Here is a 14,348-nt window from a genome sequence, read left to right on the forward strand (position 1 = left end):
CTGCTGTCAGCGTCAGACCCTACCAATTCCCCGCAAGGGGACGGAAACTGGAGGGGTTTTTTCGTTTCCCCGGAGGATTTTACCCAGTCAGACCCTACCAATTCCCCGCAAGGGGACGGAAACCCTGCTCCTTGGAGGATGATTTGGTCAGCTTGGAGGATTTCCGTCAGACCCTACCAATTCCCCGCAAGGGGACGGAAACTATCTGGAACAATAGCAGTTCTGAGATTATTAAAATAATCTTTATTGTCAGACCCTACCAATTCCCCGCAAGGGGACGGAAACTATGCATAAGAAACATACTCTTCCACTTTTATCGCCTCTTCACTGTCAGACCCTACCAATTCCCCGCAAGGGGACGGAAACTTGATTAACGGCATCGCGTTAACCTGTTTAACTTGAGAAGCGTCAGACCCTACCAATTCCCCGCAAGGGGACGGAAACAAACCTTGGTCCACCAACTTCGGTCGGCATCCTCTTTGTCTGTCAGACCCTACCAATTCCCCGCAAGGGGACGGAAACTTACCAATAGTATTCCTCCTGTTCCTGTTCCTGTTCCTGGTCAGACCCTACCAATTCCCCGCAAGGGGACGGAAACCCCTAACCACAGGTTTAGCTCGGGGTCTAGTTCGATGCAGGCGCAGCAAGTCAGACCCTACCAATTCCCCGCAAGGGGACGGAAACGATACGCAACCATCAGCGCTGCTTCTAATTGCTTATCATCCAAGTCAGACCCTACCAATTCCCCGCAAGGGGACGGAAACTGTTGCTCTTCCGGGGTAGGTCCCCGCGAGTTGAACTCAGTCAGACCCTACCAATTCCCCGCAAGGGGACGGAAACTTTTGGTTTTATTATCATTGTTGCTCCTTTTGCCATAAAGCTAATGTCAGACCCTACCAATTCCCCGCAAGGGGACGGAAACACGCTGTCAGCTCTTCCGGCGAGTTATCCCAAATCAACTCGTCCTGTCAGACCCTACCAATTCCCCGCAAGGGGACGGAAACATTAGGTTGACGCAATGCGATTGAGTGTACCTTACAGAAGCCAGTCAGACCCTACCAATTCCCCGCAAGGGGACGGAAACCCACTTTCTGTACTACTTTAAGTACTTCTCTCAGGATAGTCAGACCCTACCAATTCCCCGCAAGGGGACGGAAACAACCCTTTTTCGGCGTTTTTGAATTGAGTAAAAAAATCAGGCTGTCAGACCCTACCAATTCCCCGCAAGGGGACGGAAACATTAAATACTCCCCCATATCGGGGTCATAGATAATGTCAGACCCTACCAATTCCCCGCAAGGGGACGGAAACGAAAACTCGCCAATTCTCATTGTTCGGGGGATTGAGCGGTCAGACCCTACCAATTCCCCGCAAGGGGACGGAAACCTGTCACAATGCTCCAGTGGAGGGCGGGCCTATCGATAGCATAAATAGTCAGACCCTACCAATTCCCCGCAAGGGGACGGAAACCAGGGAGCTATCTCTTCTTTCTCAATTTCAAGAATGAGGTCTAACCCTACCAGTTTCCTGTCAGGGGACGGAAACAACCCGGAACCACAAATAATATCTGTTCCGGGTTCTCCTACCTTCTAACCCTACCAATTAAGCGCAAGGGGACGGAAACCAGGGAGCCATCTCTTCTTTCTCAATTTCAAGAATGAGGTCTAACCCTACCAATTAAGCGCAAGGGGACGGAAACAGCTTTTGAAACTTAGCCTTAATAAAAAGAGAATCAGATAGTCAGACCCTACCAATTAAGCGCAAGGGGATGGAAACTTAACTCCACAAGGACACCTCGTCGCTTGTGGTGAAAGCGACCGTCAGACCCCAGCAACTCCCCCCAGCAGAGCGATCGCATTTTCACAGCCAGCAACTCCTCTAGGGGCGATCGCATTTTCACAGCCAGCAACTCCCCCCACCAGAGCGATCGCATTTTCACAGCCAGCAACTCCTCTAGGGGCGATCGCATTTTCACAGCCAGCAACTCCCCCCAACCAGAGCGATCGCATTTTCACAGCCAGCAACTCCTCTAGGAGCGATCGCATTTTCACAGCCAGCAACTCCCCCAACCAGAGCGATCGCATTTTCACAGCCAGCAACTCCTCTAGGGGCGATCGCATTTTCACAGCCAGCAATTCCCCCAACCAGAGCGATCGCATTTTCACAGCCAGCAACTCCCCCCAGCAGAGCGAAACCCCAGAAATTAGTTAATTTTGAGAGCGATCGCCAGGGTATAATCATCTGCAAGGGATTTTTGCTAATTGACTCAATGAAACCAGGTCCATCGACACCAGAAACACATTTGCCAACCTTTCCCGTTTTAGGATTACCAGTCCATTTGGCTGATAATTATAGCCAGTGGCTGTCATGGCGGCTGAGTCAGGGTTTGGGAACTAATGTCATTACCCTCAATGCTGAAATGGCGATCGCCGCCGAATCTAATCAACCCCTAGCCCAGTTAATCCGAAGCGCCGACCTAGTGATTCCTGACGGCGCGGGTGTCGTGCTTTATTTGAAATTCAAAGGACACTCTATCCGCCGTTGTCCAGGAATTGAATTAGCCGAAACCCTCCTTAATCAGGTCAACCAGCTAAGACCCTCTGGATTAGTGTTTTTCTATGGTGGAAAACCTGGTATTGCTCAAAAAGCAGCAGACAATTTTCAGCGCCACATTAAAGGCTTGGCGATCGCCTCCTATCACGGCTACCTGTCCGACTCCGAAGAACAGGAAATGCTTGCCAGTCTCCAGGAACTACAACCTCAATTAATTCTAGTCGGTTTAGGCGTTCCCCGTCAAGAGTTTTGGATTGCTAAACATCGCCATTTATGTCCTGATGCGGTGTGGATTGGGGTCGGTGGCAGTTTTGATATTTGGGCGGGAGAAAAACAACGAGCCCCCGCTTGGTTTTGTGAACATCATTTAGAATGGCTTTATCGTTTGTATCAGGAACCTTGGCGCTGGCGGCGGATGTTGGCTTTACCCCATTTTGCTTGGAAGGCTTTAATCAAGTCTTAATTAGCCGATTCCACACTCCTCTAATTTAGCCATAATTGCCAAAATTCTCGCTAATCCAAACCCTCCCAATTTCCCCATTAATCTACTGGCGATCGCAATATCCCCCACCCTCCCCGACGGGAGATGACCGGGGGGGGCTTTATCTATTTCAAACACTAGGTTATTGTACCATAACCAGTCATTCGGTCGCCGCCATCCCACCCTTTCCCCAAACAGGTTATAAGTCTCTATATCCGCATTGGTAGAACCCCCGATTTCCTTCCAAATTCGATACTGGACACTAAACCCAAACCGACCATTACTATATTGACACCAAAGCTGATCAATGGTGCGGAATATATCACAGGGTAACTTTCCCAAACTCTCGATATCCAAAGAACCTTGACTTTCCCGATTTGCTACTGCTAAAATTAACGTGGTGGTTTCCCGGTCGGCATCCCTCCATCTGCCACTTTTGAGCAGCTTTTCCAGGAAGCTATAGTCCGTAGATGGTGATAGCCATGACTTCATATCTTCCCGCACTTCTTGGGCGCATTGGTAGCGTTTATTGCTGCTGGTCATCACCATTTTATCTAGCAGATCCGCTAACCGAGAATTTAGGCGATCGCCTAAATATTTGCGCCAATTCCATTCCCCATCATGAACATTATATAATTGCCAAGGTTGCACCTGCGTTAACAAATAAAGACAGGTCACACCCAAGCTATAAATATCACTGCTAAAGTTAGCCTGTCCCAAGGTTTGTTCCGGTGCCGCATATCCCGATGAACCTATGCTAGTCCCCGGACTCGTTAAAGCCTTCGCTGTCGCAAATTTTGCCGCCCCAAAATCCACTAAAATCAGTTGATGATCGGGATGTCTTCTGATGATATTATCCGGTTTAATATCCCGGTGAATTACCTGCTTTCCATGGATAAAATCCAACAGAGGTAACAAACTACCCAGGAGATTAATCACCTGTTGCTGGCTAAATTTTCCCTGGGTTGTTAACTCATTTAGCAGGGTTTTACCGGGGATATATTCTTGCACTAAATATTGGCGATTATCCTGGGTAAAATAAGCATAAAGTTCCGGGATTTGGGGATGATGTCCCAAGTCATCTAAACGCACCGCTTCCAGTTCAAACAGTTGTTTAGCTTTCGCAACTCCCTGAGTCCCCACACCTTGGGGAAAAAACTGTTTAATCACACAAATAGGCTTCGAGGGTTTGTCCTCATCAACCGCTTTAAAAGTGCGACCAAACCCTCCCTGACCGATAATAGCGATCGCCCTATAGCGTTCTTTTAATAACAGTTTAGCACCACATCGCTGACAAAACTTGCTATCAGGTGGGTTATTAGCCAGACAGTCAGGATTTAGACATTGACTCATTGACCCTCCCTCATCGACAACCCCCTAGCCTTATTTTACCCGACCCAGTGCGATCGCTCCATCAACCAAAAACCACCGCCGAATTAGCCGGGGAAATCCGAATTTTCGTGTTAGTATATTCTGGAGTCCATCCCGACATATTGCTAAAATAGCGCACCGCTTTAATTCTCTTAGTATCCGTTAGGTGAAACCAGTGTTCTGTCCCCGCTGGAACATTAATATATTCTTCAGCTTCAATCACCAACTCCATTTGACCACCATCAACACCCACAAAACCAAACACACCCTCCCCATCAATAATATAGCGCACCTCATCATCAGCATGGGTGTGGCACTGCTCAAACTTAGCCAGTAGGCTGTCTAAGTTAGGGATATCGGGATGTAAAACGATTAAATCCCTCGACTGATAACCAGCCGTTTCCTGGAGTTGTTGAAAATAGCCATCCAGAGATTCTAACACCTGTTCTTTTTGGTGATCATCCAAAGCCGCCTCACTTAACAAGCCGCGAATTTCTGGGTTATCTCCCACCGGCCATTTATTTAAGTTAACATTCAAAGCAGAAAGTTCTCGGCTAATATCTTCTAGGTTAGAATAACTCGTGCCATTTTCCAGATGTAAGATTGCCATAGTTACTATTGATAATCAGCGCCTGTTATTATACCATATTCACATAGCCCAACCCAGAAATCATCACTTATGTCTGAAGATACATCAACCAACCATCAGGACCTGTTAGAAACTTGGCGATCGCAAATTCGCCAGGCTGATATAAATAACGTTTTCTGTCATTGTCGAGACTGTGAAGCCGAGTGGGTAGGTTCAGCCTGGGATGAAAACTGCCCTAGTTGTGGAAGCACAAAAATCGAAAGGATATCCTGTTGGCAATTTCCCGATGATTAACACTTCCCCACCGCCCAGAAACCCCTTTTTTTGTAGGGTTAAGAAAAAGGCAAGAGCCAGACATAAGCCGGGTTCTGTTGTCTCAACTGCAAATAGCAATCAAGATAGCAGTTATCTATCTGGGATATCTGTTACCAGATACCTCTAGCGGTACACCATAAACGGGATCGGTAAAAGACCAACCGTCATCCCTGCGACCTTGCTCCCAACCGGGGTTTACCGAGCCGATACCTCACGATATCGCTGGTGCGCTCTTACCGCACCTTTGCACCCTTACCAGTGAGCTAAATAGCCCCTTTGGCGGTATGTTTCTGTGGCACTATCCTCACGATCGCTCGCACTGGGAGTTACCCAGCAAGTCTAGTCTTTCGGGAGCCCGGACTTTCCTCAGATTCAAACCAATGAATCCGCAACCGCCATCGCTGACTCTTACCCACACCAAATTATAACAAATATCCGCACGCCCCGCCTCAATTTCCCCCAGTCTTTAGCTGATCGGTAAGAATAATAATGGGAATGGCTGCACCAAGTGGGGATTAACTGTGAGTCGGAAGTGGTTGGAAGTTTTCAAAAACAAAGGCGCTGATCTCAAAGAAATTATCGCCTGTGCGATCGCCAATGCAAGCATCATCCTGGGAATTTTGTTGCTGAAACAGCTAGGAGGACTCCAGACCCTGGAATTGATAGCCTTTGATGTGATGGTGCGACTACGCGACGATTTAGAACCAGATCCGCGATTATTGATAGTGGGTATCACCGAGGAAGATATACTCGCCTTTAATCGCTGGCCCTTATCTGATGAAGTTATCGCCCAACTTTTAGATCGCCTCTCCCAGCTACAACCTCAAGCGATCGGTTTAGATATCTATCGCGACATTCCCTATGAACCCGGACATCAATCATTAGTCCAACAGCTTGACAACCCCAAAATTATCACCATCAAAGCCCTGGGAGACTCAGACATTCAGGGAACCCCCGCCCCTCCCACAGTCCCCCCCAATCGCGTCGGATTCAATGATTTGTTACTAGACCCTGATGGAGTTGTGCGCCGCAATTTAATGTTAGCCACCATTGAAGACGAAACCTTCTACTCATTTTCCATGCAACTCGCCCTCAGATATTGGCAAAAACAGGGCATTAACCCCACCAATAGCCCCCTTCACCCTGATGGTATTCGTTGGGGTCGCGCGGAATTTTTACCCCTTCATCACACCAGCGGCGGATATCAAACCATTGATGACCAAGGATATCAAATTCTCCTCGATTACCGCTCCCGTAAAGCCGTCGCCAGGGTTGTCAGTGTTAGCGAAGTTATCTATGGTAACATCCCCCCCTCTTGGGTAGAGGATAAAATCGTCTTAATCGGAACGATCGCCCCCAGTGGAAAAGATCTATTTCTGACTCCCTATAGTCCCAGCCGCCGAATTTCCCCCAAAATGCCAGGAGTGTTAATTCACGCCCAAATGGTTAGCCAACTTTTGGATGCAGTGGCGGGGGAACGTTCTTTATTTGTGTTTTGGCCACAGTGGACAGAGTTTATCTGGGCTATAGTTTGGGGGGTAGCAGGTGTCATGGTGGTGGTCGTGGTGCGTCATCCCCTCGTGTGGATATTTTGCCCCCCAATCATGTTAGGAATTTTGTGGGTGGGGGGATTTTACCTATTTTTAAACAGTGTCTGGGTTCCCATGATTGCGCCTAGCCTGACTCTCCTATTTACCTCTGTGATTGTGATTATTTATCTGGGATTTCGTGCCCAGCGACAGCAACAGGTGGTGATGGGATTACTCGGACAAAATGCCTCCCCAGAAATCGCCAAGGCTTTATGGAATAGTCGCGATCGCCTGATGACTAACGGGAAGTTACCCGGAGAAAAACTCGTGGCTACTATGCTATTTACTGATATCCGCAATTTCAGCACTATTTCCGAGCAAATACCCCCAGAACAGCTAATCGAATGGCTCAATCAGTATCTGGCTACCTTAACCCAATGTGTTCATAGTCATCGAGGCATTATTAACAAGTTTATGGGGGATGGGATTATGGCTGCCTTTGGTGTTCCTATCGCCCGCACTACCGACGCAGAAATCGCTCAAGATGCCTATGCAGCCGTGGCTTGTGCTTTGGAAATGCGCGATCGCCTCATCGAGTTAAATCAACTTTGGCAATCCCAAAATCTACCCCTTATTGAAATGAGAGTTGGGATTTTTACCGGACCCTTAGTTGCTGGCAGTTTAGGCAGTCGCGATCGACTAGAATATGGTTTATTGGGAGATTCTGTTAATATTGCTTCTCGCCTCGAAAGTTGCGAGAAAGATAGACAGTCTGAACCATGTCGCATCCTCACTGCTTATCAAACCTTAGTCTATCTTCCCGATGTTTTTGATCTGGAATCTTGGGGGTTTATTCCTCTCAAGGGAAAACAGCAACTTATTGATGTTTATCGGATTGTCGGCTGGCAATCTCCACCTCAAGCAGAACACCCCAAATAGTATTGATTCAGTCTAGGCTTTTTTGTCTTTTTTAGCAAACCCTCCACTTGAGACAATAATACCTCCAAATCAATCGGTTTATAAATGATGCCATCCACATCGATATGAGCCTCTTCCCGGTCTTCTAAATAGCCACAAGCCGTCATAATTAAGACGGGGATAAATGGGAGGCCTTGTTGACACCTCAAAATTTTGATCACATCATAACCGCTCATTTTTGGCATCATTAAATCCAAAATAATTAAGTCGGGTGTTGATGACTCAACCATCTGCAATGCCACCTGACCACTTTCGGCTGTTTGCACGTTATATCCGGCATCTTGCAGCAGAATTTCTACTAATAATCTGCCATCCATAGAGTCATCTACTATCAGAATATTAGCCGAATTGGGTGGAATTACACTCTCGTAACTGTTCATGTTAATCATAATAACTTACTGTTGACAATATCAAGCCTGATTTTCCCAACTATACCCCCTAGGAGGCTAGGGCGAAAACTCTCAACTTTGATAACAGAGTTAATCCTGATATCTGGGTCAGTAGTATCATAGAGATGGCAATGATTTTGAGGGTAGCTTTCTCAGTTACCCATCCTATACTAAGAACTTATAATCTGTCTAACCTCTATCTAGGGAAGTATAAAATACCTATGTCAAGATTTGATGTTAACTTATCGGCGAATCGGCTGATTAACATAAATCTACCGATATTGTCAACAGGCTAAAACCCATGTTCTCAGGGAAGAGACCATCACAGAAAATCAGTCTGGGGGAATAGTAATTAATGCAATTATTCAATCCACCCGGAGCGTAAAGCTCTCACCGCAGCCTGAGTGCGATCGTCAGCACATAACTTATTTAAAATACTGCGAACATGAGTCTTAACTGTACCCACAGTAATATATAACTTTTCGGCAATTTCGGCGTTACTGCGTCCCCCGACAATCAATTCTAAAACCTCCAATTCCCGCTCAGTTAGGGGACAAGTAGATAAAAATTCTTTATATTCTGGTTCAACAGCATTTATAGTAACAGTAGCCGCGTTGGTATTTTCCCCGGGTAGATTTTGAGCCTGTTGTAAAACCGTGCGAGCAATAACCGGGTCAATCCAGGAATTACCTTCACTGGTGACTTGGATGGCTTCCATTAAGCGATCGATGCTCACATCTTTAACACTATAAGAATCTGCCCCCGCCGAAAAAGCGCCCATCACAGCATCTTTATTATCGTGCATAGTCAAAATCAAAACCTTAGTATTGGGTCCCTTTTGGCTACGGAGATATTCCTTAAAAGTTTGAGTTAATTCAATCCCATCAATATCAGGTAAACCAATATCAATAATTGCCACATCAGGTCGAGTCAATTTCAACACTTCCAAACCCTGGCGACCGGTGGCGGCTTCCCCGACCACCTCCACCTGTTCACTCTGTTGTAGGGCGGTTTTTAAACCCACACGAGTTAAATCATGATCTTCAATTAAAACCACCCGAATAGTTTTCATCATTTACCCTCCAGAAAATTCTCAAATACCAGTAGTTCAATCCTAGACAACTTAAAATCTGCCATCCTGTGACTGGTGCGACGCTGACCCTGAGTTATTGTCAGCCCAGAAACAATGATTGTACCACCTTTAATCGGACATAGAGATAATCTCCGATTCTAGGCAAGAGTATCTGAATCAGACCGGAGCCATTAACTGTTAAAGTGGTCTAAACGCGCTCTATAGTGTCCCCAACTTTAGCTTTTTGGATAATTTCTGACCAAATACAATAACTATGTATTCTTCTGCTGTCCCCTCAACATACTCCCGCCCACATATTTTAGCGGTTGATGACTCCCCAGAGAATCTATTTCTGATTGAAGCCATGTTAGCCGACGAGGGATACACGGTCTATTGTCAACCGGACGGAGAGTCAGCCCTAAAAACGATATTAGAGAAGCCGCCCCAACTGGTATTATTGGATGTGATGATGCCGGGAATTGATGGCTACGAAGTAACTCGGCGTATCCGCAATAACCCTAACCTCCCATTTATCCCGATTTTATTGATTACAGCCCATGATCAATCTAGTGTAGTGGAAGGACTGGACGCGGGGGCTGATGATTTTATCCGTAAACCGGTAGAAATTGACGAACTCCTAGCCAGGGTGCGATCGCTACTCCGACTTAAAGAGAGTATAGATGAACAGGTGCAAATGGCACGCCAACGAGAAGATTTTGTCTCTCGCCTCACCCACGACCTACGGACTCCCCTGGTGGCGGCAGATCGGATGTTAAAACTATTCCAGCAGGGCGCATTGGGACAAGTGACCCCAACTATGTCGGAGGCGATCGCTACCATGATTAGCAGTAACCAAAACCTCCTACAGATGGTCAATACCCTATTAGAAGTATATCGCTATGAAGCCGATCGCAAAACTATTGCCTTCTCCAGCCTAGACTTGAGTGCATTAGTCAAAGAGGTAGTCGAAGAATTGACCCCCCTGGCTATGGAAAAAGGCTTAATTATCCATATAGACGAGATCCAACCGGATCTATCAATGGTTGGCGACCCCTTAGAATTGCGCCGGGTGGTGATGAATTTGCTGGGAAATGCCATTAAATTCACTGACCTGGGGAAAATTACCGTCCGGCTACAGGTAGCAGCCAACCCCACTAATGGCACACCTGAGATAATTCTACAAGTTGAGGATACCGGAGAGGGAATGTCGGACCCCGATCGCGCCATTATTTTCGATCGCTTTCGTCAAGGAAACCATAAGCGATCGGGAAGTGGCTTAGGACTGCATTTGGTCTCCCGAATTGTCGCCACCCATCATGGTATTATTGATGTCACATCCCAAAAGGGTCAGGGTAGCTGTTTTACGGTGAAATTACCCCAAAAGTTGGCCTAAAAAATTAGTGCGAGTTTTCAACATAATCTCGTATACTGGTACACTGCGAGACTAAAATTTTCAATTGAGAACCTACCCGCGATAACCATGAGAACCTACTACTGCGGACACCTAAGAAGTGTTAATATTGGAGAAACAGTCACCCTCTGCGGCTGGGTCGATCGCTATCGCGATCATGGGGGGGTGGTATTTCTGGATCTGCGCGATCGCAGTGGTCTGGTACAAATTATCAGCGATCCTGAACGCACCCCTAATTCCTACGGCCTTTCTACTTCTGTCCGTAATGAATATGTTTTACGGATTACTGGTCGAGTTTCACACCGTCCTGATGAGTCCATCAACCCCAAAATACCAGGGGGCGATATAGAAGTATATGCTGATGAAATCGAAGTCCTCAACGGACTAGGAAAGCCTCTACCATTCCAGGTCGGGAGTAATGATAATGAATCAGTCCGCGAAGAATTACGCCTCAAATATAGATATTTGGACCTGCGACGGGAACGCATGACCCGTAACCTACAATTGCGCCATGAGGTGATTAAGGCTATGCGGCGCTTCCTGGAAGATCAAGAACATTTTATTGAGGTGGAAACCCCAATTTTGACGCGATCGACTCCCGAAGGCGCACGGGATTATTTAGTTCCCAGTCGGGTTAACCCCGGAGAGTGGTTCGCCCTTCCTCAGTCTCCCCAATTGTTTAAACAAATGTTGATGGTCTCCGGGTTCGATCGCTATTATCAGATCGCCCGCTGTTTCCGCGATGAAGATCTACGGGCTGACCGACAACCGGAATTTACTCAGTTAGACATGGAGATGAGTTTCATGTCTCAGGAGGAAATTCTCACCTTAAATGAGAACCTGGTTTGTCATATTTTTAAAACTGTAAAAGGTATTGATTTACCCCGCCCCTTTCCGCGCATGACCTATAAGGACGCGATGGAACGCTATGGGAGTGATAAACCCGATACCCGCTTTGGCTTAGAACTTGCTGATGTTTCTGACCTGCTGAAAGATTCCGGTTTTAAAGTTTTTTCAGCGGCGATAAAATCGGGGGGAATTGTGAAAATCCTGCCGATTCCTGGGGGAAATGATTTGATTTCTAATGTGCAAATTAAACCCGGTGGGGATTTGTTTAAAGAAGCCACGGAAGCCGGGGCGAAAGGATTGGCTTATATTAGGGTGAAAGCTGATGGACAAATTGATACTATCGGCGCTATTAAAGATAACCTGAGTGATGAACAAAAAGCGGAAATTCTCCGGCGCACGAATGCGAAAGCGGGGGATTTATTACTGTTTGGTGCGGGGGATGTAGCCACGGTTAATAAAACCTTGGATAGACTGCGATTGGTGATTGGTCAAAGGTTGGGATTGATTGACCCTGAACAAATTAATCTGCTCTGGGTGACGGATTTTCCTATGTTTGAGTGGAACCAGGATGAAAAACGCCTCGAAGCTATTCACCACCCCTTTACTTCTCCCCATCCTGATGATATTAATGATTTGAAAACGGCTAGGGCTCAGGCTTACGATTTGGTGCTAAATGGTACGGAAATTGGCGGCGGTAGTCTGAGGATTTATCAGCGGGAAATTCAAGAGAAGGTTTTTGATGCGATCGGTTTATCTACGGAGGAAGCCTACAACAAATTTGGCTTTTTATTAGAAGCCTTTGAATATGGAACACCCCCCCACGGCGGTATCGCTTACGGTTTAGACCGCTTAGTGATGCTATTAGCTGGGGAAGATTCGATCCGAGATGTGATTGCATTTCCTAAGACACAACAAGCCCGTTGTTTGCTTACTAATGCACCCTCTGGGGTTGATCAAAAGCAGTTAAAAGAGTTACAGGTAGCTTCTACCTATAAGCCTAAAAAATCTGAGTGATTTTGGTGGTGGAGATAATCACGATTCGCTGTTCTTAGCACAGCGATCGCATAAGCCAAAAAATTCCAGGGTATGATAGTAAATCTTAAAATTGTGGGATTGTTGTAAGGTGGCTTCTAAATGATGCACTGGACACTCATCAATCACAATTGAGTAACCACACTCAACACAGGTCAGATAGTGTTCATCCTCCTGTACCAGACTATAAACAGATTCCCCGTTCCCTAATAGCCGCACATGAACCAAACCCTCCTTTTTCAGTGCATCAAGGGAACGGTAAATTGTGGCTAGTCCCATAGCCTGGTCATTTTTACGCATTTCCATATACAGATCCTGAGCCGAAAGCGATCGTCTCAGGGCTTTAAGTTTGCTCAAAATTCGTTCTTGACTACGAGTCCGACGAGTTTTCATCACTTCCCATTACCATTGCTCAATTTGGCGCTTATCTATAGGCTATCATTAATCATAACAATAGCAACCAGTGTCTACAACTATTATGATTCAAAGTCGTCTTTTAAATAGCTATTCCCCCAATCCGGTTTTCGCCCGCCACGAGACGTTTCATCCTCGGTTTGGCTGGCTAAAAAAAGGTTTTGAGCTGGCTAATAAAGATGCTGGTATTTTTTGGGCGGAAGATGCTCCGGTGCGCCTGGGAGTTGGTAAAAATATGGTGCGATCGCTTCGTTATTGGTGTCAAGCGTTTAAGATTTTAGGAGGCGATCGCCCCTTAGACCCCAATCTTACTTACACCGTGGTTATCCCTCAATTTTTAGTCGAAGACAGATAAAAAACTTGGATTTTTTAACCTGTGAACAGGGGGATATGCACTGTGGGGAAAGACTCCGAGATATGCGGTTGATTGTGATTGACCAATGGCAAAAACTGTCTTCAGTGACGTTTAATCCTCCGTGAAGGCGATCGCACGTTGAGGGTTAAGTAGTGGGAAGACCTGGCGGGTGATCAAACCTCCAGCGTACCCCTGGTGCAAAATGTCACATAAAACTTGGCTATAATTTGTTCAAAATCTATCAATTGAACAGGCAAAATATACGATGGAAATTATCAAACTCAAAATCCGGGCGGATGGGGAAGGAAAAGTTATTTTACAAGTTCCTCAAGATTTAGCGAATCAAGAGTTAGAGATAGCTGTTATCTATCAATCCGCTTCTCCACCTTCCGCCACTCAAACCCCAGACGAATTAGGCTGGCCTCCGGGATTTTTTGAACAAACCGCTGGCTGTTTAGCCGATGAACCCTTGGTCAGACATGACCCAGGGGAATATCAGGTGAGGGAAGAAATCGAGTGATTTATTTACTGGATACAAATGTCTGTATTCTCTACCTAAATCGTCGCAATTCTGGAATACAGAAACATTTAAAGCGGTTATCTCCCAGGGATGTGGCGGTTTGTTCGGTGGTCAAGGCAGAATTGTTTTATGGAGCGATGAAAAGCTCAAACCCCTCTCGTACACTGGCGCTACAGGAGGTATTTTTAAGTCAGTTTGTGTCTTTACCGTTTGATGATGCAGCAGCGAGTATTTATGGCAGGATTCGCGCTCAATTAGCCGCTTTAGGAAGGCCAATCGGTCCCTATGACCTCCAAATTGCAGCGATCGCTTTAGCGAATCATCTGATTTTAGTAACCCATAATGTTCGGGAGTTTGCACGGGCAGAAGGATTACGCCTAGAAGACTGGGAAGCCTAAATCTGAGGCGCTATCCGTCAGGATGAGAAGCCATGGCAGGGTCTCTATAGCCGGTAGGTTGACTTTTTACTCCAGCGCGGTACTATGGACGA

14 protein-coding genes, 1 other RNA gene and 1 CRISPR repeat array (1 of these 16 cut by a window edge) are annotated in these 14,348 nt (G+C 46.4%); of the genes, 8 read left to right on the forward strand and 7 right to left on the reverse strand.

Features of this window, described 5'->3' with window-relative positions; translation table 11 throughout:
- Window positions 1-1,776: direct repeats of the CRISPR family, unit length 37 nt; unit sequence GTCAGACCCTACCAATTCCCCGCAAGGGGACGGAAAC (it extends 710 nt beyond the left edge of the window).
- Between the two features lie 44 nt (window positions 1,777-1,820).
- On the reverse strand, window positions 1,821-2,174 hold the full coding sequence (locus N39L_RS21310) for a hypothetical protein (protein WP_014276311.1): 354 nt from the start codon (window positions 2,172-2,174) through the stop codon (window positions 1,821-1,823).
- Between the two features lie 95 nt (window positions 2,175-2,269).
- Between N39L_RS21310 and N39L_RS21315 the strand changes: the two genes are divergently transcribed.
- Entirely contained in the window at window positions 2,270-3,016 is a 747-nt protein-coding gene (locus N39L_RS21315) for a WecB/TagA/CpsF family glycosyltransferase (protein WP_014276312.1), read from the forward strand.
- Here N39L_RS21315 and N39L_RS21320 read toward each other — a convergent pair whose 3' ends face one another.
- Both N39L_RS21320 and N39L_RS21325 read right to left on the reverse strand, forming a co-directional pair.
- A complete protein-coding gene (locus N39L_RS21320) occupies window positions 3,017-4,387 on the reverse strand; it encodes a protein kinase domain-containing protein (protein WP_014276313.1) in 1,371 nt (456 codons plus the stop codon).
- Between the two features lie 61 nt (window positions 4,388-4,448).
- Entirely contained in the window at window positions 4,449-5,015 is a 567-nt protein-coding gene (locus N39L_RS21325; protein ID WP_006616480.1) for a 1,2-dihydroxy-3-keto-5-methylthiopentene dioxygenase, read from the reverse strand.
- A gap of 69 nt (window positions 5,016-5,084) precedes the next feature.
- Between N39L_RS21325 and N39L_RS21330 the strand changes: the two genes are divergently transcribed.
- Window positions 5,085-5,288 carry a hypothetical protein gene (locus N39L_RS21330; RefSeq protein WP_006616481.1) on the forward strand — a complete coding sequence of 68 codons (204 nt, stop codon included), beginning with the start codon at window positions 5,085-5,087 and terminating at the stop codon, window positions 5,286-5,288.
- A gap of 48 nt (window positions 5,289-5,336) precedes the next feature.
- On the opposite strand, the gene rnpB is transcribed toward N39L_RS21330, so the two are convergent.
- Window positions 5,337-5,718: RNase P RNA component class A (gene rnpB, locus N39L_RS21335), an RNA gene on the reverse strand.
- A gap of 112 nt (window positions 5,719-5,830) precedes the next feature.
- Between rnpB and N39L_RS21340 the strand changes: the two genes are divergently transcribed.
- Window positions 5,831-7,777 carry a CHASE2 domain-containing protein gene (locus tag N39L_RS21340; protein ID WP_014276314.1) on the forward strand — a complete coding sequence of 649 codons (1,947 nt, stop codon included), beginning with the start codon at window positions 5,831-5,833 and terminating at the stop codon, window positions 7,775-7,777.
- Here N39L_RS21340 and N39L_RS21345 read toward each other — a convergent pair.
- On the reverse strand, window positions 7,756-8,205 hold the full coding sequence (locus tag N39L_RS21345) for a response regulator (protein ID WP_050856787.1): 450 nt from the start codon (window positions 8,203-8,205) through the stop codon (window positions 7,756-7,758). The genes N39L_RS21340 and N39L_RS21345 overlap by 22 nt on opposite strands.
- Window positions 8,206-8,566: 361 nt before the next feature.
- Window positions 8,567-9,277, reverse strand: a complete 711-nt coding sequence (locus N39L_RS21350) for a response regulator (RefSeq protein WP_006618794.1) — start codon at window positions 9,275-9,277, stop codon at window positions 8,567-8,569.
- Between the two features lie 274 nt (window positions 9,278-9,551).
- On the opposite strand from N39L_RS21350, the gene N39L_RS21355 reads away from it, so the two are divergent.
- Window positions 9,552-10,670 (forward strand): ATP-binding response regulator, encoded by a 1,119-nt coding sequence (locus tag N39L_RS21355; RefSeq protein ID WP_014276316.1) that lies wholly within the window; start codon window positions 9,552-9,554, stop codon window positions 10,668-10,670.
- A gap of 87 nt (window positions 10,671-10,757) precedes the next feature.
- Complete coding sequence (aspS, locus tag N39L_RS21360) at window positions 10,758-12,551, forward strand: aspartate--tRNA ligase (protein WP_006618796.1); 1,794 nt, start codon at window positions 10,758-10,760, stop codon at window positions 12,549-12,551.
- 18 nt (window positions 12,552-12,569) lie between these two features.
- Here the strand turns inward: aspS and N39L_RS21365 are convergent, their stop codons facing one another.
- Window positions 12,570-12,962 carry a Fur family transcriptional regulator gene (locus tag N39L_RS21365; RefSeq protein ID WP_014276317.1) on the reverse strand — a complete coding sequence of 131 codons (393 nt, stop codon included), beginning with the start codon at window positions 12,960-12,962 and terminating at the stop codon, window positions 12,570-12,572.
- 70 nt (window positions 12,963-13,032) lie between these two features.
- Between N39L_RS21365 and N39L_RS21370 the strand changes: the two genes are divergently transcribed.
- From N39L_RS21370 to vapC, 3 genes are all read left to right on the forward strand, one after another.
- Window positions 13,033-13,338 carry a DUF4007 family protein gene (locus tag N39L_RS21370; RefSeq protein ID WP_434221586.1) on the forward strand — a complete coding sequence of 102 codons (306 nt, stop codon included), beginning with the start codon at window positions 13,033-13,035 and terminating at the stop codon, window positions 13,336-13,338.
- A 265-nt stretch (window positions 13,339-13,603) separates the two neighbouring features.
- On the forward strand, window positions 13,604-13,858 hold the full coding sequence (locus N39L_RS21375; RefSeq protein ID WP_014276319.1) for a hypothetical protein: 255 nt from the start codon (window positions 13,604-13,606) through the stop codon (window positions 13,856-13,858).
- Window positions 13,855-14,256 (forward strand): type II toxin-antitoxin system tRNA(fMet)-specific endonuclease VapC, encoded by a 402-nt coding sequence (gene vapC / locus N39L_RS21380; RefSeq protein ID WP_014276320.1) that lies wholly within the window; start codon window positions 13,855-13,857, stop codon window positions 14,254-14,256. The genes N39L_RS21375 and vapC overlap by 4 nt, the downstream gene beginning before the upstream one ends.
- Window positions 14,257-14,348: the final 92 nt, after the last annotated feature.

The organism is Limnospira platensis NIES-39, from assembly GCF_026000695.1.
GTDB classification, from domain to species: domain Bacteria; phylum Cyanobacteriota; class Cyanobacteriia; order Cyanobacteriales; family Microcoleaceae; genus Limnospira; species Limnospira platensis.